At 45.1% G+C, this 21,401-nt stretch carries 14 protein-coding genes and 1 rRNA gene; 13 read left to right on the forward strand and 2 right to left on the reverse strand.

Annotated features, from left to right (window positions below; all coding sequences use genetic code 11):
- Positions 1–45 precede the first annotated feature (45 nt).
- The 6 genes from IC230_RS04810 (at position 46) to gldJ (ending at position 7,715) form a co-directional block, all read left to right on the forward strand.
- Positions 46–690: an alpha/beta hydrolase gene (locus IC230_RS04810; protein WP_191037812.1), complete on the forward strand. Its 645-nt coding sequence runs from the start codon at positions 46–48 to the stop codon at positions 688–690.
- A gap of 22 nt (positions 691–712) precedes the next feature.
- Entirely contained in the window at positions 713–1,009 is a 297-nt protein-coding gene (locus IC230_RS04815; RefSeq protein WP_191037813.1) for a muconolactone Delta-isomerase family protein, read from the forward strand.
- A gap of 196 nt (positions 1,010–1,205) precedes the next feature.
- Positions 1,206–1,649 carry a barstar family protein gene (locus IC230_RS04820; protein WP_191037814.1) on the forward strand — a complete coding sequence of 148 codons (444 nt, stop codon included), beginning with the start codon at positions 1,206–1,208 and terminating at the stop codon, positions 1,647–1,649.
- Between the two features lie 97 nt (positions 1,650–1,746).
- Complete coding sequence (locus tag IC230_RS04825) at positions 1,747–2,883, forward strand: ATP-binding protein (protein ID WP_191037815.1); 1,137 nt, start codon at positions 1,747–1,749, stop codon at positions 2,881–2,883.
- 101 nt (positions 2,884–2,984) lie between these two features.
- The gene (gene mfd / locus IC230_RS04830; RefSeq protein WP_191037816.1) at positions 2,985–6,338 is read left to right on the forward strand and encodes a transcription-repair coupling factor; all 3,354 of its coding nucleotides are present in this window, start codon (positions 2,985–2,987) and stop codon (positions 6,336–6,338) included.
- A 117-nt stretch (positions 6,339–6,455) separates the two neighbouring features.
- On the forward strand, positions 6,456–7,715 hold the full coding sequence (gene gldJ, locus IC230_RS04835) for a gliding motility lipoprotein GldJ (RefSeq protein WP_191037817.1): 1,260 nt from the start codon (positions 6,456–6,458) through the stop codon (positions 7,713–7,715).
- 145 nt (positions 7,716–7,860) lie between these two features.
- On the opposite strand, the gene IC230_RS04840 is transcribed toward gldJ, so the two are convergent.
- Positions 7,861–8,571 carry a ComF family protein gene (locus IC230_RS04840; RefSeq protein WP_191037818.1) on the reverse strand — a complete coding sequence of 237 codons (711 nt, stop codon included), beginning with the start codon at positions 8,569–8,571 and terminating at the stop codon, positions 7,861–7,863.
- A gap of 66 nt (positions 8,572–8,637) precedes the next feature.
- Here IC230_RS04840 and IC230_RS04845 point away from each other — a divergent pair, with 66 nt between their 5' ends.
- The 5 genes from IC230_RS04845 to IC230_RS04865 all read left to right on the forward strand — a co-directional run bounded on the left by IC230_RS04845 (position 8,638) and on the right by IC230_RS04865 (position 17,576).
- A complete protein-coding gene (locus IC230_RS04845; protein WP_191037819.1) occupies positions 8,638–8,982 on the forward strand; it encodes a hypothetical protein in 345 nt (114 codons plus the stop codon).
- A gap of 19 nt (positions 8,983–9,001) precedes the next feature.
- A complete protein-coding gene (locus IC230_RS04850; RefSeq protein ID WP_191037820.1) occupies positions 9,002–12,310 on the forward strand; it encodes a DUF4175 family protein in 3,309 nt (1,102 codons plus the stop codon).
- Between the two features lie 154 nt (positions 12,311–12,464).
- Positions 12,465–14,324 (forward strand): tRNA uridine-5-carboxymethylaminomethyl(34) synthesis enzyme MnmG, encoded by a 1,860-nt coding sequence (mnmG, locus tag IC230_RS04855; RefSeq protein ID WP_191037821.1) that lies wholly within the window; start codon positions 12,465–12,467, stop codon positions 14,322–14,324.
- 16 nt (positions 14,325–14,340) lie between these two features.
- Positions 14,341–15,279, forward strand: coding sequence for a class I SAM-dependent methyltransferase (locus IC230_RS04860; RefSeq protein WP_223860266.1), 939 nt, complete (start codon positions 14,341–14,343; stop codon positions 15,277–15,279).
- Between the two features lie 488 nt (positions 15,280–15,767).
- Complete coding sequence (locus IC230_RS04865; protein WP_191037822.1) at positions 15,768–17,576, forward strand: tetratricopeptide repeat protein; 1,809 nt, start codon at positions 15,768–15,770, stop codon at positions 17,574–17,576.
- 74 nt (positions 17,577–17,650) lie between these two features.
- Here IC230_RS04865 and thrC read toward each other — a convergent pair whose 3' ends face one another.
- Complete coding sequence (gene thrC, locus IC230_RS04870) at positions 17,651–18,961, reverse strand: threonine synthase (RefSeq protein WP_191037823.1); 1,311 nt, start codon at positions 18,959–18,961, stop codon at positions 17,651–17,653.
- 205 nt (positions 18,962–19,166) lie between these two features.
- Here thrC and pruA point away from each other — a divergent pair, with 205 nt between their 5' ends.
- Together pruA and IC230_RS04880 are read left to right on the forward strand one after the other, a co-directional pair.
- Positions 19,167–20,798, forward strand: a complete 1,632-nt coding sequence (pruA, locus tag IC230_RS04875; protein WP_191037824.1) for an L-glutamate gamma-semialdehyde dehydrogenase — start codon at positions 19,167–19,169, stop codon at positions 20,796–20,798.
- A gap of 339 nt (positions 20,799–21,137) precedes the next feature.
- A 16S ribosomal RNA gene (locus tag IC230_RS04880) occupies positions 21,138–21,401 on the forward strand; the annotation flags it as partial.

Consider the following 21,401-nt stretch of genomic DNA (forward strand, 5'->3'; position numbering starts at 1 on the left):
AACTGTTTATCTACGAAGATTCCTCCTTCGTCGGAATGACAAAAAATGATACATAATCCCAATAATATCCGAACGGCTGGTAAGCCTTTAGAAGAAGCCAATAAGGTGATGGTGATGGTTCACGGCCGGGGTGGTTCGGCGAATGATATCTTGTCGTTATCACACTATATTCAGGATAAAGATTTTGCTTTTATTGCTCCCGAAGCGCAGGGTAATACGTGGTATCCATACTCATTTCTTCGACCGCTCCAGGAAAATGAACCTTATCTATCCTCGGCGTTGGAAGTCATGGCAAGCCTGCGTGCCCGCTTACAATCGGACTTTAATTTTAAAATGGCCCAGATTTATTGGCTTGGTTTTTCGCAGGGTGCCTGTCTGATGCTGGAATACGCAGCACGTAATGCGGTCGAGTACGGAGGAGTTTTTGGCCTGAGTGGCGGGCTAATTGGACCGACTGAAACACCCCGAAACTACGAAGGTTCGTTCGAAAAAACACCTATTTTTCTGGGATGCAGCGACCGTGATTCGCATGTTCCGAAAGAGCGGGTTTTGGAATCGGAGCACGTATTTCAGAAGATGGGAGCAAACGTAACGACGAAATTATATCCAAATTTTCCGCACACGATTAACGAAGATGAGCTAAACATCGTTAATTTGCTGATAGCAGGAGAGCAACAATCAGTCTCCTGATCTGTACTTAACAGTAATGCTTATGAGCCAATACATGGTTGAATTTGACCTTCCGGCTGTACTGGATGAAGGGTTTGAGAACCGCATTCCCGCCCAACGGCTCAAAGTGGAAGAACTCATGGAGAAGGGTTTTTTATTGTCCTACTCCCTTTCGGTAGATCGCCAGAAGCTTTGGTGCATCTTCAAAGCCGATTCAGAATTAGAAGTGATGGAATCAATTTCGGAATTTCCGCTCATTAAATACATGACGCCGATGATTACCGAGCTTATGTTTCACAACATGATTGCCGCTCGAATTCCGCTCTTTTCATTGAATTAATTGTCGTGAAAAACCCTCCTGAAAAGAGGGTTTTTTTATTGCTCACAAATTGTACTTTTGCAGGTGTGATTTCAGTAAATATAGCTATGTAACCGGGTTTTCGCTGGTTACATAAGTATACAATCGCTTGATAATCAGTTTCACGTGGAACTTTACCCTACGCAAGTCTCGTACTGAAAAATATATAAAAAATCGAATGAGTCCCAATATTCTTATCTGCCAGTCGGAGCGCGAGTTGGAAACCCTTTTCGCCAACTATTTTATCGCTCATATTGACGGCAAAAAAGTCATTACACTACGTCAGTTTTATGAGGAAATAGCCGACCTTCTTGAGATTCCTGATTTTGGGTTCAGTCTGGATGCGCTAAATGACTCGCTAAATGATTTGCAATGGCTTGATGATGAGCGAATTGTGTTATATTTTACCAATACCGATGAGTTTATCAGCAAAGAACGTGATCCAGCTAAAATTGGGAGCGTGTTAAACGTACTGGACGCCACCGCCGAAGACTGGAAATGGACGGACGATGAGCTGGAAGACAAAAAAGAAATCGTAATCGTTTTTGAGGATAGCCCACGTATACGCAAGCTGCTGGATAACGAAACTATAGCGTATAAACTGATCAGCGAAATACAGTAGCTGCTGGATTAAAAAGAGCAAAAGCTATCATTTTATATTAAAATTGCGATTCAATACGCAAAATTAATACTATTATTGCTGCGACAATCGCAGATTTATGATAAACCGCATACTACGAGAAGAACTAATTAAGCGGGCAACAAGCTCCAAAACGGTTAAATCAATCATCATAATAGGGCCTCGACAGGTTGGTAAAACTACCTTAATTAAGGAATTAGAGACCGAATTAGAGACCCCAATAACGTGGTGGAATGGCGCTGACGCCGATATAGGCGAACTACTTCAGATGCCTACCCCCGCTCGTTTACGACAGTTGATTGGACAAACCAGTACGCTCATCATTGACGAAGCTCAGCGGATCGAAACGATTGGTCAGTGCCTAAAAGTCATAACCGACAATCTTAAGCAGGTAAAGGTGATTGCCATTGGCTCATCGGCCTTTAATCTGGGCGCTAAAACGAACGAGCCGTCAGGCCGGAAAGGAGAGTTCTTACTGTTTCCGTTTTCGTTCGGCGAGATGGTCAATCACCACGGGCTGCTTGAAGAGAGCAGGCAATTAAACCAGCGATTGTTATTTGGCTATTACCCGGACGTGATCAACAATCCCGGCGATGAACAGGCAAAGCTGCGACAGTTAACGGACAACATTTTGTACCGGGACGTAGTGCGTTCGGAGCGAATACTAAAGCCGGAGAAATTAGAAAAACTGGTTCAGGAACTGGCCTGGCAAGTGGGCAAGGACGTATCGTATTATGAGCTGGGTCAGACCTGCGGGCTGGATAACCAAACCGTAGAAAAATACATCCTGGCGCTAGAGAAAGCGTTCGTCATTCATCGCCTGCCATGCCTCAACCGAGCCTTGTCTAACGAACTCAAAAAAAGTCGGAAGATCTATTTTTATGATAACGGAATACGTAACGCCGTCGTCAATCAGTTCAACCCTATCGAGCAACGAAATGACGCCGATCTGCTTTGGGAAAACTTCCTGATCAATGAACGTCGCAAATACATTACGTATCAAAATCTACAAGGTGATCGGTATTTCTGGCGCACACACGCCCAGCAGGAAATCGACTACATTGAGGAACGTAACGGAGCCTTATCAGCCTTCAATTTCAAATGGAATCCGAAGGCCAAAGCCCGATTTTCTCAATCATTTATTAAAGCTTATCATCTAATCGAAACCCAGGTTGTGTCAAGAGATAACTTTTTCGGATTTATTGGAATCGAGTAAGTCCGTAAGCAACAAATTTTTAAAACCTGCTGTTACCCTTATGTGCCGCCGGAATGTTCTTCCAGCGGCTTTTGGTGTTTGACTTACAACCTGAATTTCGCTTGAAACCAGCTGAATTACTCGGCCTTTATGCCGACGATAGTTTTATAAAATTACTGGCTGAACCCTTTAGCCGAAAGCCTTCTGCCGAACCTCAGCGGTTGCAAATTAAAGGACTGGCGGGTAGTCTGGACGCTGTGCTGGCATCCTCTATTTTTAAGTCCGTCGGCGGCAATCACCTTTACGTTCTGACCGACCGCGACGAAGCGGCTTACTTCTTCAACGATCTGCAAAACCTGCTTGGTCGGGAAGTGTTGCTGTTTCCAATGTCGTACAAAAAGCCGTATCTGTACGAAGAAGTTGAGAATGCGAACGTATTGATGCGGGCTGAAGTGCTGAACAAATTGAATCCAGCACCGAAGGATGGTTTGCTGATGGTCACGTATCCCGAAGCCTTATCGGAGAAAGTTATCAACAAACGTTCTTTGCAGGCCAATACATTGACGATTCGGATAGGAGAGAAGCTGGACACAAACTTTGTGGCTGAACTGCTCAATTCATACGAATTCGAGAAGACCGATTTTGTCTACGAGGCTGGGCAGTTTTCGGTACGTGGGGGAATCATCGATGTGTTTTCATTCGCCAGTGAATTCCCGTTTCGGATTGATTTGTTCGATGACGAGGTCGAAAGCATCCGCAAGTTTAATCCCGAATCGCAGTTATCAACAGACCCGGTTGAGTTCATCAACATTATTCCGAACATCCAGACCAAGCTCGTCGAAGAAACGCGCGAACCTTTTTTCGATTTCCTGCCCGAAGCCACAACCATCTGGGCCAAGGACATTGAGTTTACACTTGAAATTATTGAGAAGTGTTACGAAAAAACCGAACAGAGTTTTGCGACGATCGTAGCCAATAGTGGGGGAATTCAGATTATATCCGATCCCGGCGCTTTATTCGAGACACGCCGGACATTTCTGAATGAGCTGAAAAAGTTTCGGACGGTTGAGTTTGGACGTAAATTTTATTTCAAGACGGAAGGCCGGCAGCAGTACAATTCAAAGCCGCAGCCGTCATTCAACAAGGATTTCAAACGCCTGGTCGATACGTTAGGCGATAATCAGGCCAAAGGTTTTACCAACATCATTGCGGCTGAATCTTTCAAACAACTTGACCGACTCCGAACGATTTTCGAGGAACTTGACCCATTCGTTACGTTCCAGCCGATGAATATCGGACTCCGCGAAGGGTTTATGGACGATGCGCTGAAAATCGCCTGTTTTACGGATCACCAGATTTTTGATCGCTATTACAAATACCGCGTTCAGGACAAGTTTTCGAAGTCGAAAGCTCTAACGCTACGTGAATTAAAGACCCTCCAGCCCGGCGATTACGTAACGCACGTCGATTATGGTATCGGTCGGTTTGCGGGTTTGGAAAAAGTCGATCACGCCGGAAATCTGCAAGAGGCCATACGGCTCATCTACCGCGATAACGACATCCTGTTGGTCAGTATCCACAGTTTGCACAAGATCGCTAAATACAGCGGAAAAGAAGGGGGTCCACCGACCATGAGCAAGCTCGGCTCGCAGGAGTGGGAGCAGAAAAAGTCCCGGATTCGCAAACAGGTCAAAGATATTGCCCGTGAATTGATTGCGCTCTATGCCAAACGCAGAACCGCTCCGGGTTATGCGTACAGCCGCGATAGCTTTTTACAGGCCGAACTTGAATCGTCGTTTATCTACGAAGATACCCCCGATCAGGCGAAAGCAACCAACGACGTAAAAGACGACATGGAACGGCCGCACCCAATGGATCGGCTCGTTTGTGGCGATGTGGGCTTTGGTAAAACGGAGGTGGCTATTCGGGCCGCTTTTAAAGCTGTAACGGACAACAAGCAGGTTGCAGTGCTGGTCCCGACAACGATCCTCGCTATGCAGCATTTTAAGACGTTTAGCGAACGTATGGCGGACTTTCCCGTGAAGATTGAATACATCAACCGATTTCGGTCGACGGCTCAGGTAAAAGAGATTCTGAAGGGCGTAGCATCGGGCGAAATCGGTATCCTGATCGGCACCCACCGGATTGTTAACAAAGACATCAAATTCAAAGATTTGGGCTTGCTCGTCATTGACGAAGAGCAAAAGTTTGGCGTAAAAACGAAAGATCGCCTGAAAGAAATGCGTGTTGAAGTGGACGTACTGACGCTCACCGCTACGCCAATTCCTCGTACGCTGCACTTCTCGCTTATGGGCGCGCGCGACTTGTCTGTCATAGCGACACCTCCACCCAATCGCCAACCTGTAACGACAGAAGTTCATCCGTATAACGAAGCCACGATTCGTGATGCAGTAAGCTCAGAGGTTCGACGTGGGGGGCAAGTGTTCTTCGTACACAACCGCGTGAACGACATTGAATCCATTGGTAATCTGATTATGCGTCTAGTGCCAGAAGCGCGCGTGGGAATCGCACATGGTCAGATGGAAGGCGACCGCTTAGAACGTATCATGACGCGCTTTATCGAGGGCGATTACGACGTACTGGTATCGACCAACATTATCGAATCTGGACTGGACATTCCGAATGCGAACACGATTCTGATCAATAATGCCCACTATTTCGGCTTGTCGGATCTTCACCAGATGCGCGGTCGGGTAGGGCGCTCAAATCGAAAAGCGTTCTGTTATCTGCTGACGCCACCGCCTTCGATTCTAACAGCCGACGCGCGCAAACGACTCCAGACTCTTGAAGACTTTTCGGACCTCGGAGAAGGCTTTAAAATCGCTATGCGTGACCTGGATATACGAGGTGCCGGAAATTTACTGGGTGCTGAGCAGAGTGGTTTCGTGAATGACCTCGGTTTTGAGATGTACCATAAAGTGCTCGATGAAGCTATTCAGGAACTGCGCGAAAGTGAATTTAAAGACCTATTCGAGACCAAACCCGGCGACCTAAAACTGGCTCTTCCTGACACAGTTATCGAGACTGACTTACAGGTTGTTATTCCCGAACGCTACGTCTCCAATATATCCGAACGACTGGCGTTATATACTCGCCTGGACAGTCTGCAGAACCCGGATGAGCTGCAGACATTCCGGCAGGAAGTACTCGACCGGTTCGGTCCGTTGCCCGAAGAGGTAGAAAACCTGATCAAAATGGTCAACGTTCGCTGGAAAGCGGAACAATTATACCTTGAAAAACTAACCCTGAAGAATAATATCCTGAAAGGGTACTTCGTTTCTAACGGGAACGACGAGTTCTTCAAGTCTGATCAGTTTGGCAAGGTAATTGACTACATCAAGCGCAACCCGGCTAAATGTTCACTGAAAGAATCGAAGGGACGGCCCATTTTCACCCATACCGACGTGTTTTCGGTTGAACAACTGGATGAGATTCTGGGCGCGATGACGAAGTAAGACCAACGAAGTATGATACAAGATTTTCAGAGAATTTAGCCTGATTATGAAGTCCTTCTTCTAAAGTCTTATATCTTTTATCTAATTTTGCACCTACGTTTTACACAAAATAGAACAATGATTCAAAAGTATCACCTGCAACGAGCGGCTTATGTGCTGCTAGCGATGGCGGCCCTGGCATCCTGTAAGTCCAAGCACCCGACCAGTGTGCAGCCCGGTAAGAAGAGTACGGCGACGGGGATTGCTTACAACCAGAAAGACGGTTTCCAGGTTAAGAAATTTGCGGGACAGAAAGCTGGTCCGAACCTCGTTTTCATTGAAGGTGGCCGGTTTACGATGGGCGCCCTTGAAGAGGACGTAATGAATAGCCGCGATAACCGCGAACGTACTGTTTCGATTCAATCCTTTTATATGGATGAAACCGAGATGGCCAACGTTCACTATCTCGAATACCTAAACGCAATTACCCGCGATTCATCGGAAGAAGTCGTTAAAGCTGCTTTGCCTGACACGACTGTTTGGGCAAACCCCATGTCGTTTAATGACTCTTACGTAACGCAGTACATGCGTTATCCGGCTTTCCGTTATTATCCGGTTGTAGGTGTATCGTGGGTGCAAGCCAGTGATTATGCTGTTTGGCGCTCAAATGCCGTAAACAACGAAATGGCAAAAGGTGGTGCTCCTAAGAAAAAAGGTGGTGGTTTCTCACTAAAGCGTAAATCAAAAGCAGTTGAAGAACCTGCTTTAGCGGAAGCTACGTCAGCGGCTCCAGCAAAACCAAGTCTTGAAAGTGGTATGATTCTGCCTGATTATCGTCTGCCAACCGAGGCTGAGTGGGAATACGCAGCGAAAGCCCTTATAGGAACACAATATATGGACGAGAATCAAATCAATCAGCGGATTTATCCGTGGGATGGTTCATCGGTTCGGAACCCTAAGAAAGGCCGGAAACAAGGTCAGATGCTGGCGAACTTCAAACGGGGTCGCGGTGACTACGCTGGTATCGCTGGTCGCTCGAATGATGGTGCTATTATCACAGCTGAAATCTACGCGTATCCTGCCAATGATTTCGGTCTGTATAACATGGCTGGTAACGTAAACGAATGGGTGTATGACGTGTATCGTCCTCTTTCGTATCAGGATGTAAACGACTTGAACCCGATCCGACGGAATGGGTATATGGATGATGCAAAAACTTATGACACCAAGAACAAGCAATCGCTGATTGACGACAAACTGCGCGTTTATAAAGGCGGTTCCTGGAACGACGTAGCGTATTGGTTATCGCCCGGTACACGTCGGTTCTTAGATCAGGATTCAGCTACGGCCATGATTGGTTTCCGTTGCGCCATGATCGGTGTAGGCCGTAACAAATAAGAAAAACGATTTTCGATTATATAAGCGGTCATTCAGAAATGGATGGCCGCTTTTTTGTGGTGTCCTCGGCCGGGCTGGCGTTCCAGCTTTAGCCCGTTTTGAGTTATAAATGGAATTATTAAAACGGACTAAAGCCCGTGATACCTTATTTCGTTGTTGCCAATGTCAGTACGCCAACTGACTTGCACCCCGCCTTGATTAATTCAGCAGCACAGGCCTCTATTGTAGCACCCGTAGTTAGTACGTCATCCACAATCACTACGTTCTTGTCTTTTACTTCGTTTTGATTAACGACGGCGAAAACGGTGCTCACATTTTCCCACCGTTCCAAACGATTCTTGTGAGTCTGCGATTCTTTGAACCGGCTGCGAATTAAGATGTCAGCACGTACTGGTACGTCCAGGGCTTCTGCTAATCCTTCTGCTATCAAATCAGCCTGATTGTAGCCGCGTTGCTGTAGGCGACTCCTATGCAACGGTACGCCAATTACTACGTCTATTTCATCGGTTAGCTTGCTTTCCAATTTTAACTGATGACCATACCAACCGGCAATTTCTTTAGCCGCTTCTTTTTGGCCTTTGTATTTAATTCCATGAATTAGTTTTTGAACAATGCCGCCTTTGGTAAAGTAAACGTAAGAGGATAAAAAGCGGATAGGCACTTTACCAGCAAACTTATTCAGGAGATGGTTTTGGTCATACGGATCGCGATGTTGACCCGTTTCTGGCAAGCTTATTCGGCATCGGGTGCACAAGACTTTTTCGTTTGCGCTTAACGACTGACTGCAACCCAGGCATAAGGTAGGGAACAGAAGATCAATAAAATCGACAATAAACGCTCGAATAAATCGAAACATCGTTAACGTTCGTTAGATAACTATAAAACGTTGTAATTTAGGGAGAAGAATAATTTAGCGAACGTTGTGGAAGAAAAAAGTATAGATAAATCCTGGGAAGAGTTACTTAACCAATTGCAGCAATTGGTTGGTAAACGACCCGTTGATCTCAACGCTGTTCTGTTTTTGATTGGCGTGCAGGAGTTGGGTACAGGCCCCAAACGCTTCTCTAAGGAAGCGAAACAGGATCTGATGCATATTGCGGTTTGCCGGGTGTTGAGTCAGTCCGGCTATTACACATTTGATGGGTATGACAAGGACGGGTGGCCTCAATGGACGTTGGCTAAACCGCTCCCATACGGAGACCTGCTGGCCCAGGAAAATTTCTTGAAGCAACACGTTATTCAGTATTTTGAAACGCTCTTAGTTTAACTCGATCAATCTGAATTCTATGCAATCATCAACTGCTTACTCAACGCTGTTGCAACGCATCGACGAGTATAAAAAACGCTACTTCCAGAACCAGTTGGTGAAGGGGAGTTTATTTTTTGTCGCCTTGCTTGGCACGGGGTATCTCTTTATCAACACGGCTGAATTCATTGGTCGATTCAATTCCGCTGGTCGAGGAGCCTTGTTTTTTGGCTTTCTGCTAACGGCTCTGGTCGGCTTGTATTTGCTGATTGTTCGCCCGCTGATGAGTTTGTACGGACTCAATAAACCGTTGTCGAATGACGAAGCTGCTCAGCAGATCGGTACGTTTTTTCCGGAGGTAGGTGATAAGTTACTGAACACGCTTCAGCTCCAGCGTATCTCATCTGACCAGAGTGATTTGCTCCAAGCAAGCTTGAATCAGCGGTCGCAGCAACTCCTTATTAATAGGTTTGCCAGCGCTATTCAGATCAGCCGGAACCGGCAATTTCTGAAATATGCCATTCCGCCATTGGCGTTGATTCTCCTAATTCTCTTAATCAATCCTGCCTTTTTTACGAAGTCATCGACACGGCTGGTTAACTACAATCAGGAGTTTGTCGAGGAAGCGCCGTTTCAATTTGTAGTTCAGAACAAGTCGATGAAAGCCTTCCGTAATGAAGATTTCCCGTTATCCGTGAAGCTTACTGGCGACGCACTTCCTCAGGCTGTATACGTAGTGGCGAATGGTACACGCTTCAAACTGGATCAATCAGGAGATCGTTTCACCTACAATTTTGACAACCTTCAGCGCGATCTGGACTTTCATCTGGAAGCCGCCGGGTTCAATTCGCCTACCTACAAAGTCTCATTAATTGACCGTCCAGCCGTTCTATCTTTTAACGTAAAACTCAATTATCCGGCTTATTTAAACAAGCCAACTGAGCAACTTTCTAACGTTGGTAACCTACTCGTACCCCAGGGAACAGTCGTTAATTGGGAGTTTGCCGCCGACCATACTGACTCGCTTCTATTTCGATTTAATACCGATCCAAGACCTACACCAGCTCGTCTGATTGAGAACAATACGTTCTCGTTGAATCGTCGGGTTATGCAAAATTCGGCTTACACCGTATCGCTGAAGAACGGGCAGATTGCGGCTCCTTCGACCATTCAATACAACGTTCAGGTCATTCCAGATCGCTATCCGCAGATCTCCGTTGACCGGATTCAGGACACGGTTACGTATAATTACATTGCCCTTTCTGGTTTGGTTTCGGACGATTATGGCTTCTCTAAACTTCGTCTTAATTACAAGATTAGCCGTAATGGAAAGGCATCTCCTTCGTATGTAAAAGACATTCCCGTCAACCGTTCCACTACGTCCCAGAACTTCGTTTACAACTGGTCGCTCGATAGTTTGAAGCTTGGGCAGGAAGATCGGCTCGAGTATTTCGTGCAGGTTTGGGACAACGATGGCGTCAATGGTCCTAAGTCCAGCCGGTCGAATCAGTTGAATTTTGTTATTCCCTCAAATGCCGAAATTCAGAAACAGGTCGATGAATCGGCCAATAAAACTGAGCAGCAGATTGACAATGCGCTGAGCAAAACACAAGCCATTAAGAAGGAATTGACCCAGATGGAAGACCGGATGCGAACCAAAAAATCATCCGATTTTCAGGATAAAAAACAACTTCAGGACGTACTGCAAAAGCGGGAAGAGCTGCTGAAAGAGATCCAGAAATTGCAGGAGCAGTTCCAGAAAACGAACGATACGCAGCAACGTTTTGCCGAAAAAAATCAGGCGATGCAGGATAAAATGGAGCAACTTCAAAAGTTATTCAACGAACTTTTGGACCCTGAATCAAAGCAATTGTATGAGCAATTGAAGCAGCTACTCGAACGTAAGCAGGACGAGAAAGCGTCGGACATGCTCGACAAATTGAGCAAAAAAGAACGTAACATGGAGCGGGATTTGGACCGCGCTTTGAAGCTGTTCAAGCAAATGCAGTTGGAGCAGAAGGTTAATAACATAGCCGAGAATCTGGAGAAACAGGCCGAGAATCTGGAGAAGCAAGCCGAAGAAAGTGCGAAGAAAGATGAGGCTTCTCAAGAGCAACAGAACCAGCAAGAGAAGTCTCAGGAGGATTTTAAGAACACGCAGGACCAGCTTAAAGAGATTGAGAAGCAAGCTGAGAAAGATGATCTGAACAAACCCGAAACGTCCGAAAGCGATCAGAAGGATATTGAGAAGGACATGCAGGAAGCGGCCAAAGATATGAAGAGCAAGCAGAGTAAACAGGCTTCTTCCAAGCAGAAAAAGTCGGCCAAATCGATGCGTGCTATGAGCAAAGCCATGAAGGAATCCATGCAATCTTCGGAGATGGAAGAGATGCAGGAAAACATGGACGACCTTCGTAATATCCTCGATAATCTTATTACGTTGTCTTTCGGACAGGAGCGGGTGATGAAAGATTTTCGGGGAATGAGCTTGCAGGACCCCCGCGTTACGAAGCTTTCACAGGAGCAGTTGAAGCTTCAGGACGACGCTAAAATCATTGAAGATAGTCTGAATGCACTGGCCAGTCGGGTCGTCCAAATTCAATCATTCGTTACGCGTGAACTAACGAACATGAAGTCTTACATGGACGAAAGCGTTCAGCAGTTACGGGATCGTCGGTTGAGCATGGCTTCTTCTAAACAGCAATTTGCTATGACGTCGATCAATAATTTAGCACTCATGCTGAGTGATGTGCTAAAAAATATGCAGCAGCAAATGAACGCGATGGCCATGCCTGGGAAAGGGAAAGGCAGTAAAAAAGGGAATAAGCCAGGTGAGGGGGAAATGGGCGAGATGCAAAAAAAGTTAAATGGCAAAATGCAGCAGATGCAAAAAGGCGGCAAGACGGGTAGGGGCCTTTCCGAAGAGTTGTCACAAATGGCGGCTGAGCAAGCCATGATTCGCCAGATGTTAAAGAAGATGGAGGAGAATGCGAAAGGCACCGAAGCGGGTAAGCAGCAGGAAAAACAGATTAAAGACTTGCTCGAGAAGATGGATGAATCGGAAACGGATCTCGTGAACAAGCGTGTGAATCCAAATCTTATCAATCGTCAGAACGAAATTTTGACCCGCCTTCTTGAATCGGAAAAAGCACTGAAGCAGCAGGAAGAAGATCCGAAGCGGCAGGCCGAAGCAGCTAAATCAACGAAACACAGTACGCCCGCTTTCTTTGATTCAACGAATCTACAGAACAAAACTAAGCAGGTTGAGGTGCTACGTTCCGTCACTCCCAACTACAATCTATTTTATAAAAAGGAAGCGAATCAGTATCTGCAGAAGGTTAGCAAGTAAATCTAACCCTCATTTTAAACCGCTCACCTGGCACGAAGGTGAGCGGTTTTTTGTTGCTAACGTATCAGATTTCGATCACGTTTTATCTTTTCAACAACTTTCAACAATTTTGTGAAAAGTTTCCACGTGAAACATTTTTCAAAAGTTATCAAAAATGTATTCTTCTTACGATGTCATTGTAGTTGGCGCAGGCCATGCCGGTTGTGAAGCAGCAAATGCTGCGGCAACAATGGGTTCTCGTGTTTTGCTGATCACAACGAATATGCAAACCATTGCTCAAATGTCGTGCAACCCTGCCATGGGCGGTGTCGCGAAAGGGCAAATCGTTCGCGAAGTTGATGCGCTGGGTGGCCTATCTGGCATAATCAGCGATAAAAGCATGATTCAATTTCGCATGCTCAACCGCTCAAAAGGTCCGGCCATGTGGAGTCCACGTTGTCAAAGCGATCGGAATGTATTTGCATGGGAGTGGCGGAAAGCGTTAGAAGAAAACAAAAATGTTGATTTCTGGCAGGATACAGTTAATGAGGTAATCGTTAAAGATGGTCATGCTGTTGGCGTAAAAACAAGTCTGGGCGTTGAGTTTTCGGCTAAAGCGGTAGTGCTGACAAATGGTACGTTCCTAAATGGCCAGATGTTCATCGGCGAAAAAGTCTTCGGAGGAGGACGCACAGCCGAACGTTCAGCGACAGGTTTAACTGAACAATTAGTGAGTTTAGGTTTTGAAGCCGGCCGAATGAAAACCGGTACGCCACCGCGTGTGGATGGTCGTAGCCTAAATTATGACTTGATGGAAGAACAGCTTGGTGACGAAAATCCAGGCAAATTTTCCTACACCAATACGCCAGCTCTGACCAAGCAACGTAGCTGTTGGATAACGTACACCAATCAGGAGGTGCACGATGAGCTGAAAAAAGGCTTTGAAAAATCGCCCATGTTTACTGGTCGTATCAAAGGATTAGGGCCACGTTACTGTCCGTCAGTAGAAGATAAAATCAATCGCTTTGCTGATAAAGATCGGCATCAGATTTTTGTAGAGCCAGAAGGTTGGGATACGGTAGAAGTATATGTAAACGGCTTCTCAACATCATTGCCTGAAACGGTTCAATATAATGCATTACGTAAGATTCCAGGTTTTGAGAACGTTCGCATGTTCCGCCCAGGCTACGCTGTAGAGTATGATTTCTTTCCACCAACGCAATTAAAGCCGACTTTAGAAACACAATTAGTACAAAATCTTTTCTTTGCCGGTCAAATTAATGGCACTACAGGCTATGAAGAAGCCGCTTGTCAAGGCTTGATGGCGGGCATCAATGCACACCGAAATGTGGCTGAAGAAGCTGAATTTACCATAAAACGATCAGAAGGGTATATTGGCGTGTTGATTGACGACCTCATCACAAAAGGTACAGAAGAACCTTATCGGATGTTTACGTCTCGAGCTGAATACCGAACATTGCTACGTCAGGACAACGCTGATTTACGACTGACTGAAAAAGGATATGCCATTGGCTTGGCCTCACAGGAGCGTTACGATGCGATGGTCGAAAAGAAAAACGGTGTTGCTCAACTAACGGAAGCAATCCGGGCTGCGAAAGTAAAACCCGAAGAAGTTAATAGCTGGCTTGAAGATAAAGGAAGCGCCCCATTACGTGAAAAAAGTAGTTTGTACACGTTAATGAAGCGCCCTGAAGTTGAACAGGACGATGTTAAAAACCTGTTGAAACTGTTGCCTAATATGCCAGAAGTAGGGGAGGAGATCATCGAGCAGACTGTGATCGAAATTAAATACGAGGATTATCTCAACCGTGAAAAGCAAAATGCGGAGAAACTGGATAAATGGGAGAGTCTCTCCATTAATCCGACTTTCGATTATGATCGTTTAAAGGCGCTTTCTTTCGAAGGAAAAGAAAAATTGAAACGTCTACGCCCGTCTACAATTGGCCAGGCGTCGCGAATCAGTGGTGTCAGCCCGTCTGACGTATCAATTCTGCTGGTATATATGGGTCGATAATATTTAAACACTAGCCATGAATTCGTATGAGTTTATGGCTTTTTTTGTCTTCATTCACTTTTTAGTCGTGGTTTTGGAAACTGTAAAAGAATGCCCTGTTTGCGGCAATGATACGTTTATCCCCTTTTTAATCTGTAAAGATTACTTAGTTAGTCAGCAGGATTTCTCCATTCAGCAATGCCAGAAATGCGGTTTTCGGCTAACCAATCCCCGCCCGGACGTTAATTCAATTGGTTCGTATTATAAATCTGAACAATACGTATCACATAATGATGAGAGTAGCGGCCTAATTAATACGGCCTACCGATTAGTTAGGAACTACACGTTACGTTCCAAACTCAATCTGATCAACGAATTAAATGGTGGAAAAGGGCGAGTTCTGGACGTAGGATGCGGAACAGGGGCTTTTTTGGAAAGTTGTAGGGCAGGGGAGTGGCAGGTAACAGGCATGGAACCCGACGCTGATGCGCGCGCCATAGCAAAAAAAAAATTACAAGCTGACATACAGCCAAATCTAGACGCGTTAGCAGGGGCCGCTCCATTCGATATTATTACGCTCTGGCACGTACTGGAGCATGTTCCGAACTTGAGTGAAACCATTGACCAACTCTACAAACTACTTGCGGACAAGGGTACCTTGTTAATTGCCGTTCCTAATTCAGATTCCTACGACGCTCACTTTTTCAATCAATACTGGGCGGCTTATGATATTCCGCGTCATTTGCACCATTTCACACCTTCGACCATTGAGCCGCTCTTTAAGAGACAGGGATTCATTTTGGCAGATAAAAAGCCAATGGTCTTCGATGCTTTTTACATAGCCATGCTCAGCACCCGTTACCAGACGGGTAAAACAGATTACCTGAAAAGTGTTCGAATAGGTTTGGCGTCCAACACAGAAGCCAGACGCACCGGTAATTCTTCCAGCCTCATTTATCTCTTCAGGAAGGCATAATAATTGTACTAATTAGTATATAGATAGGCCTTTTGCAGCAGGTAGGTAAACAGGTCAATTCTAAATTAAAAAAGTGAAAGTTTTGTGTGAATAACCATGTGCATAACTCGTTCTCGCACGTGGAAAACATGTTTATAAGCGCTTGTATAGATGTGGACGAATCCTCAAGTAATCCACATTGGTTTCTAGACAGCTAGATTGTGTGGAGAAATAGCAACATATCACAATCGGTTCCACACATTTTCCCCACTCAAAATTGTGTATAGATTTTATGCACAAATCCACAGAAGTTCAACACACAAATTGTGGATAAAATGTTATTTACTTAATTATAAGCTAGTTAAAAGTGGATAACTAAAGTAATGCTTGTGGATATAGTGTTCGTTTTATCCACAATTACTATCTTGTAGAGTGGACAACTTATTTGTTCACATATCCACACAGCTAATGGTTATAATAACGTTTCTTTAAAAAAGCTTTTATATAAAATGTTAATAAGGTCAAAAGTCATTATTGCATTGCTATGGCTGTCGTCAGTCGGGTTAGTGTATGGGCAGGCCGGGGCGACGTTGGCCGACGAATATTATAAAGCTGGTGAATTTGAAAAGGCGGCTAACGAATATGCCAAGTTGCTGAAGACGGAGGTAACCTGGGTAAGACTGTCACGGTACGTGACCAGTCTGCAAAAAAGCAATAAAACAGAAGACGCGCTCAAATATCTGCGCAAGCAACAACGTAGCGATGAGCCCAACCGGGCCTACTACGAATTGTTGACAGGTCAGATGGCAACGCAACAGGGCGATACGGTGCAAGCCAAGACCCAATATGCGGCAGCAGTGCAATCGAGTAAATCCTCAACCGCTAAGCTCGAAAAAATTGCAACTGCCTTCAGCGAAGCAGGAGAGACCCGCTGGGCGATCCGCGCGCTCGAAACGGCCCGAGATGTCAGTAAGGAGCCAACGGCTTACAGCGAGGATCTAATGGCCCTTTACCGGGCGACGGGTCAAACCGAAAAAGCCATCGACGAAATTATCACGACCAGCAAGCAGTCTGATAAAAAAGAAACGGTTTTAGCCGCATTACAGGGATTTATCAACACAAAGGACGAACCCCTTGTGGAAAAAGCCTTATATACGAAAATTCAGCAGGAACCGAATGAATTAGCGTACAATGAACTCTTGATCTGGTATTTCGTCCAGAAGCAAAAGTTCAGCCGGGCGTTGTTGCAGGAAAAAGCGACGGACAAACGATTAAAACTGAGCGGTAGCCGGGTCTATGATCTCGGGATGCTGGCGATGAATAACAAAGAATATAAAACAGCGGCCGAATCGTTTGAGTATATTACCACTACGTATCCTCAGGGCCAGCTTTATCCGTTTGCTCGTCGTCTGGTCATCAATGCTCGTGAGGAACAGGTGAAAAATACGTACCCAGTCGATAAAGTTGAAATTCGTAAACTCATAAGCGATTATCAGCGGATGTTGCAGGAAATCGGCACAAACGTTAAAACGCTGGAAGCCCTACGTAGTACCGCCAATCTGTACGGAAATTACCTCGATCAGAAAGACACGGCACTAACAGTGCTGGATTTAGCTATCGATTTGGGTAAATCAGACAAAAACTTCGTGGATCGCTGTAAACTCGATAAGGGAGATATTTACCTGCTTAAAGGCGAGCCCTGGGAGTCGACATTGCTCTATTCTCAGGTAGAAAAATCGCAAAAAGAGGAGTTGTTGGGATACGAAGCAAAGCTAAAGAACGCCAAGTTGCAATATTACAAAGGCAGTTTTGCTGTAGCGAAAGATATTTTGGACGTACTAAAACTGGCTACCTCGCGCGAAATCGCTAACGATGCCGAACAATTGAGTCTTATCATTGTGGATAACACAGGCATGGACAGCACCGAAGCAGCTATGCGGGAATATGCCTCGATTGATTTATTGCTTTTTCAGAATAAAACGGACGAAGCTGTGGATAACCTCAACCAGATGTTGACAAAATATGCTGACCACAGCATTGTCGATGAGGTTCTTTGGTTACGAGCCAATACGTATCTGAAACAAGGCAAGACTGCCGAAGCGCTTGAGGATTTGAAAAAAATCGTGGCCAAATACCCAAACGATATTCTGGGTGATGATGCGATGTTTAATCAGGGGAAAATTTACGAAGAGCGACTAAAGGATAAACAAGCCGCTATGGATGCCTATCAAAAGGTTTTAACGCAATATCCGGGTAGTATTTACGGGGCTGAAGCTCGTAAGCGTTTCCGGGCACTACGTGGAGACACAGTGAATTAGTTATTCACATTGGTAAATAGTTATCCACAAAAAAGGGCCGAATTAACGTTAATTCGGCCCTTTTTTGTGGATAACTAGGCAACTGTTTGTAAAAGAGACTCTTTAAAGGCTTCATACTGAGCAGGAATAGGAATGCTCTGTTTGGTTCGATTCGCTAAAATAGCTAACCGTTCGGGCACGTCAACCGGCATTTCCAATACATCTTCGACCAACGGTTTAAACTTGGAAGGATGAGCCGTTGCCAAGGTAACACCCACTACGTCTTTTTCTGAGGCTCGGAGGTAAGCCTGCAAACCCACAATACCAATAGCTGTGTGTGGACAGGCAACGTAGTCATACAACTCGTGAATTCGTTTCATACCCGCCCGCGTTTGTTCGTCGTCGTAGAAATAACCCGAAACGTTGGCTTTAAAGCGGTCGTAATCGTCACCATACAAGTGTTTAAGCCGAACAAAATTGCTCGGGCTACCAACATCCATAGCGTTTGAAATGGTTGCTATGGATGGCTTAGGTAAATAATTACCCGTTTCGAGGTACGTTGGTACTACGTGGTTCAAATTGGTTGCAGCAACAAAATGTTCTACAGGCAAGCCCATTTGCTGAATCATAGCACCCGCACTCAAATTACCGAAATTCCCGCTTGGGGTTGAAAAAACGACAGGTTTACCATATTTTCTCACCTGACCATAAGCCCGAACATAGTAAAATCCTTGTGGAATAAGCCGGAAAATATTGATTGAATTAGCAGATGAAAGCGATAGATGAGCGTTTAATTCGTCATCAACAAACGCTTGCTTAACAATGGCCTGACAATCGTCGAATGTACCATCTACTTCAAACGCCTGTACGTTTCCGCCAAGCGTAGTCAGTTGCTTTTCCTGTAGATCACTAACCCGACCACTTGGATACAGAATCGAAACACGGACGCCCGGTACGTTATGAAAACCCATTGCCACAGCTCCACCCGTATCACCCGACGTTGCTACCAGAATATTAACTTCTTTATCACTACGTTTCGAATAGTAGGACATTAAACCGGCCATGTAACGCGCACCAACATCCTTGAATGCTAATGAAGGACCATGAAACAGTTCCAGAACGCCTATTTTTCCGGGTTCTACCTCAACAACCGGCGTGTCGAACGGAAATGCCCGATGGGTGAGCTCCTCTAAATCGGCCTTGCTGATTTCATCCCCGAACAAAGCTTTACTAACAGCAAAACCAATCTCAGCCAATGACTGATCGGCTATATTTTCAAAAAAGTCAGCGCCTAACTGAGGTAAGGGCGTTGGCATATATAAACCCTTATCAGCAGGCATGCTGTGGAAAAGAGCCTGCTCGGCAGTTACGCTTGTTTGAGGATTGTTTGTACTGTAAAAACGCATACGTAAAGTCGGAATAAGAAGACAAAGTACGGTAAATCAGCCCAATGAACCGAAACGTAATAGTTGAAATGTGGAAAACTCGTGTGAATTAGTGGATAAGTAGCGCAATCCGTAAATTTGTGAAATCAAACACTTCTCAACAGGCGGAGTAATAGATTACAAGTAGAACTAAATTGTAATCAGACTTCGCAAATCATACGTCAATATGTCTTTTGGAATTTTCAACGTACCAACACCAGTCAATGAACCGGTAAAAGAATATCGTCCCGGTTCACCTGAACGTGAGGCTGTTAAACAAGCCTTACAGGATTTTCGAAGCCAGGAAACGGACATTCCGATGTACATCAATGGTCAGGAAATACGAACGGATCGTAAATTTCGGGTGGCACCCCCTCATGATCATCAACATACGTTAGGCTACTTCTACGAGGGTGATGCTCAGCATGTTGAACAAGCCATTGAAGCTGCTTTATCGGCGAAAGATGCCTGGGCGAGTTTATCGTGGGAGAATAGAGCCAGCATTTTCCTGAAAGCCGCAGACCTTCTTGCTGGTCCATACCGCTCTCGCATCAACGCGGCTACAATGCTTGGTCAGTCGAAAAATGCGTATCAGGCTGAAATTGATTCGGCTTGTGAACTGATTGATTTTCTGCGTTTCAATGTTCATTACGCGGATGAAATTTATCGGCAGCAGCCCAATTCATCCCCCGGTGTCTGGAATCGTCTGGAATACCGTCCGCTCGAAGGATTTGTCTTCGCCCTAACGCCCTTTAATTTCACGGCCATTGCTGGTAATCTACCCACTTCCGCAGCCATGATGGGTAATACCGTGGTTTGGAAACCTGCCTATACACAAGTGTTATCGGCTAAAGTGATCATGGAAGTATTGCAGGTTGCGGGATTACCAGATGGCGTCATTAACCTGATTTATGTCGATGGACCGGTTGCTGGAGAAGTCATCTTCAACCATCCAGACTTTGCAGGTATTCACTTTACCGGCAGTACGGGCGTTTTTCAACAAATCTGGGGAACAATCGGAGCGAATATCCACAAATACAAAAGTTATCCACGTATCGTGGGAGAAACCGGTGGAAAAGATTTCGTTTTAGTGCATGAATCGGCCGATGCGGATGAGGTAGCTACAGGTTTAGTACGTGGTGCCTTTGAATATCAGGGGCAAAAATGTTCTGCTGCATCACGCGCCTATATTCCATCGACGCTCTGGCCAGCTGTTGAAGCCAAAATGAAACAGTTCTTAGGAGCGATTAAAATGGGCGTGACGGAAGACTTTACCAATTTTATTAATGCGGTTATTGACGAACGGGCGTTCAAAAAAATCACCGCTTATATTGACGAAGCGAAAAAGAGTGATCAGGTGAGAATTGTAGCCGGTGGCAACTACGATGGATCGAAAGGGTATTTCATTGAGCCAACCGTTTTACAGGTTAATGATCCAGCTTATCGGACTATGTGTGAAGAAATTTTTGGTCCTGTTTTATCCGTTTATATCTACGAACCAGCTGATTTTGAGGAGATTATTCAAGTTGTAAACACTACGTCTCCTTATGCCCTAACAGGCTCAATTTTTGCCAAAGATCGATACGTAGTTGAACAGGTTACTAAACAACTTCAGAATGCCGCCGGTAACTTCTATATTAATGATAAACCCACTGGAGCCGTAGTAGGGCAACAGCCTTTCGGCGGAGCACGTGCATCGGGTACAAATGATAAAGCTGGATCAGCATTGAATTTATATCGCTGGGTTTCAGCACGTACTATTAAAGAAACATACGTATCGCCCAAGTCTTTCGAGTACCCATTTTTGCAGGCTGAATAATTTTTAAAAAAGTTTTGAACAAAACTTGCGTAAAGAAATAAAATAGCATAATTTTGCACTCCCAAATCAGAGGAAAGTAATTAGACTAACAGTGTAATTGCCTAATAATCAATAGCTTACTGATGAGGAATACAAAAAGTTGTTCAAATATTTTTTCAACTTTTTCTTGACAAAACAAATTGAGTGCTGTACCTTTGCACTCCCAAATATAAGAAAGGCCAACAACGGTTGGCCACAATCTCGAAAGAGAGACAGTTCTTTGACGTTTTGACATTAACAAGTTAGCAATAATAAGGCTAAAAACACAGTGGTTAGATTTATCTGATCACGCAATTATTTACGATGGAGAGTTTGATCCTGGCTCAGGATGAACGCTAGCGGCAGGCCTAATACATGCAAGTCGAACGGTCCGCAAGGACAGTGGCAAACGGGTGCGTAACGCGTAAGCAACCTGCCCTCAACTGGGGGATAGCCCGGCGAAAGCTGGGGTAAACCCGCACGGTCCAGTAGAATCACCTGGTTTTACTGGTAAACATTTATGGGTTGAGGAGGGGCTTGCGTCTGATTAGTTAGTTGGCAGGGTAACGGCCTACCAAGACGGTG

The organism is Spirosoma validum, from assembly GCF_014699035.1.
GTDB classification, from domain to species: Bacteria; Bacteroidota; Bacteroidia; order Cytophagales; family Spirosomataceae; genus Spirosoma; species Spirosoma validum.

Excerpts from the sequence above, each read along its gene's own strand:
- IC230_RS04810 (WP_191037812.1), top strand. The coding sequence starts at position 46 with ATGATACATAATCCCAATAATATCCGAACGGCTGGTAAGCCTTTAGAA.
- IC230_RS04815 (WP_191037813.1), top strand. The coding sequence starts at position 713 with ATGAGCCAATACATGGTTGAATTTGACCTTCCGGCTGTACTGGATGAA.
- IC230_RS04820 (WP_191037814.1), top strand. The coding sequence starts at position 1,206 with ATGAGTCCCAATATTCTTATCTGCCAGTCGGAGCGCGAGTTGGAAACC.
- IC230_RS04825 (WP_191037815.1), top strand. The coding sequence starts at position 1,747 with ATGATAAACCGCATACTACGAGAAGAACTAATTAAGCGGGCAACAAGC.
- gldJ (WP_191037817.1), top strand. The coding sequence starts at position 6,456 with ATGATTCAAAAGTATCACCTGCAACGAGCGGCTTATGTGCTGCTAGCG.
- IC230_RS04840 (WP_191037818.1), bottom strand. The coding sequence starts at position 8,571 with ATGTTTCGATTTATTCGAGCGTTTATTGTCGATTTTATTGATCTTCTG.
- IC230_RS04850 (WP_191037820.1), top strand. The coding sequence starts at position 9,002 with ATGCAATCATCAACTGCTTACTCAACGCTGTTGCAACGCATCGACGAG.
- mnmG (WP_191037821.1), top strand. The coding sequence starts at position 12,465 with ATGTATTCTTCTTACGATGTCATTGTAGTTGGCGCAGGCCATGCCGGT.
- IC230_RS04860 (WP_223860266.1), top strand. The coding sequence starts at position 14,341 with ATGAATTCGTATGAGTTTATGGCTTTTTTTGTCTTCATTCACTTTTTA.
- IC230_RS04865 (WP_191037822.1), top strand. The coding sequence starts at position 15,768 with ATGTTAATAAGGTCAAAAGTCATTATTGCATTGCTATGGCTGTCGTCA.
- thrC (WP_191037823.1), bottom strand. The coding sequence starts at position 18,961 with ATGCGTTTTTACAGTACAAACAATCCTCAAACAAGCGTAACTGCCGAG.
- pruA (WP_191037824.1), top strand. The coding sequence starts at position 19,167 with ATGTCTTTTGGAATTTTCAACGTACCAACACCAGTCAATGAACCGGTA.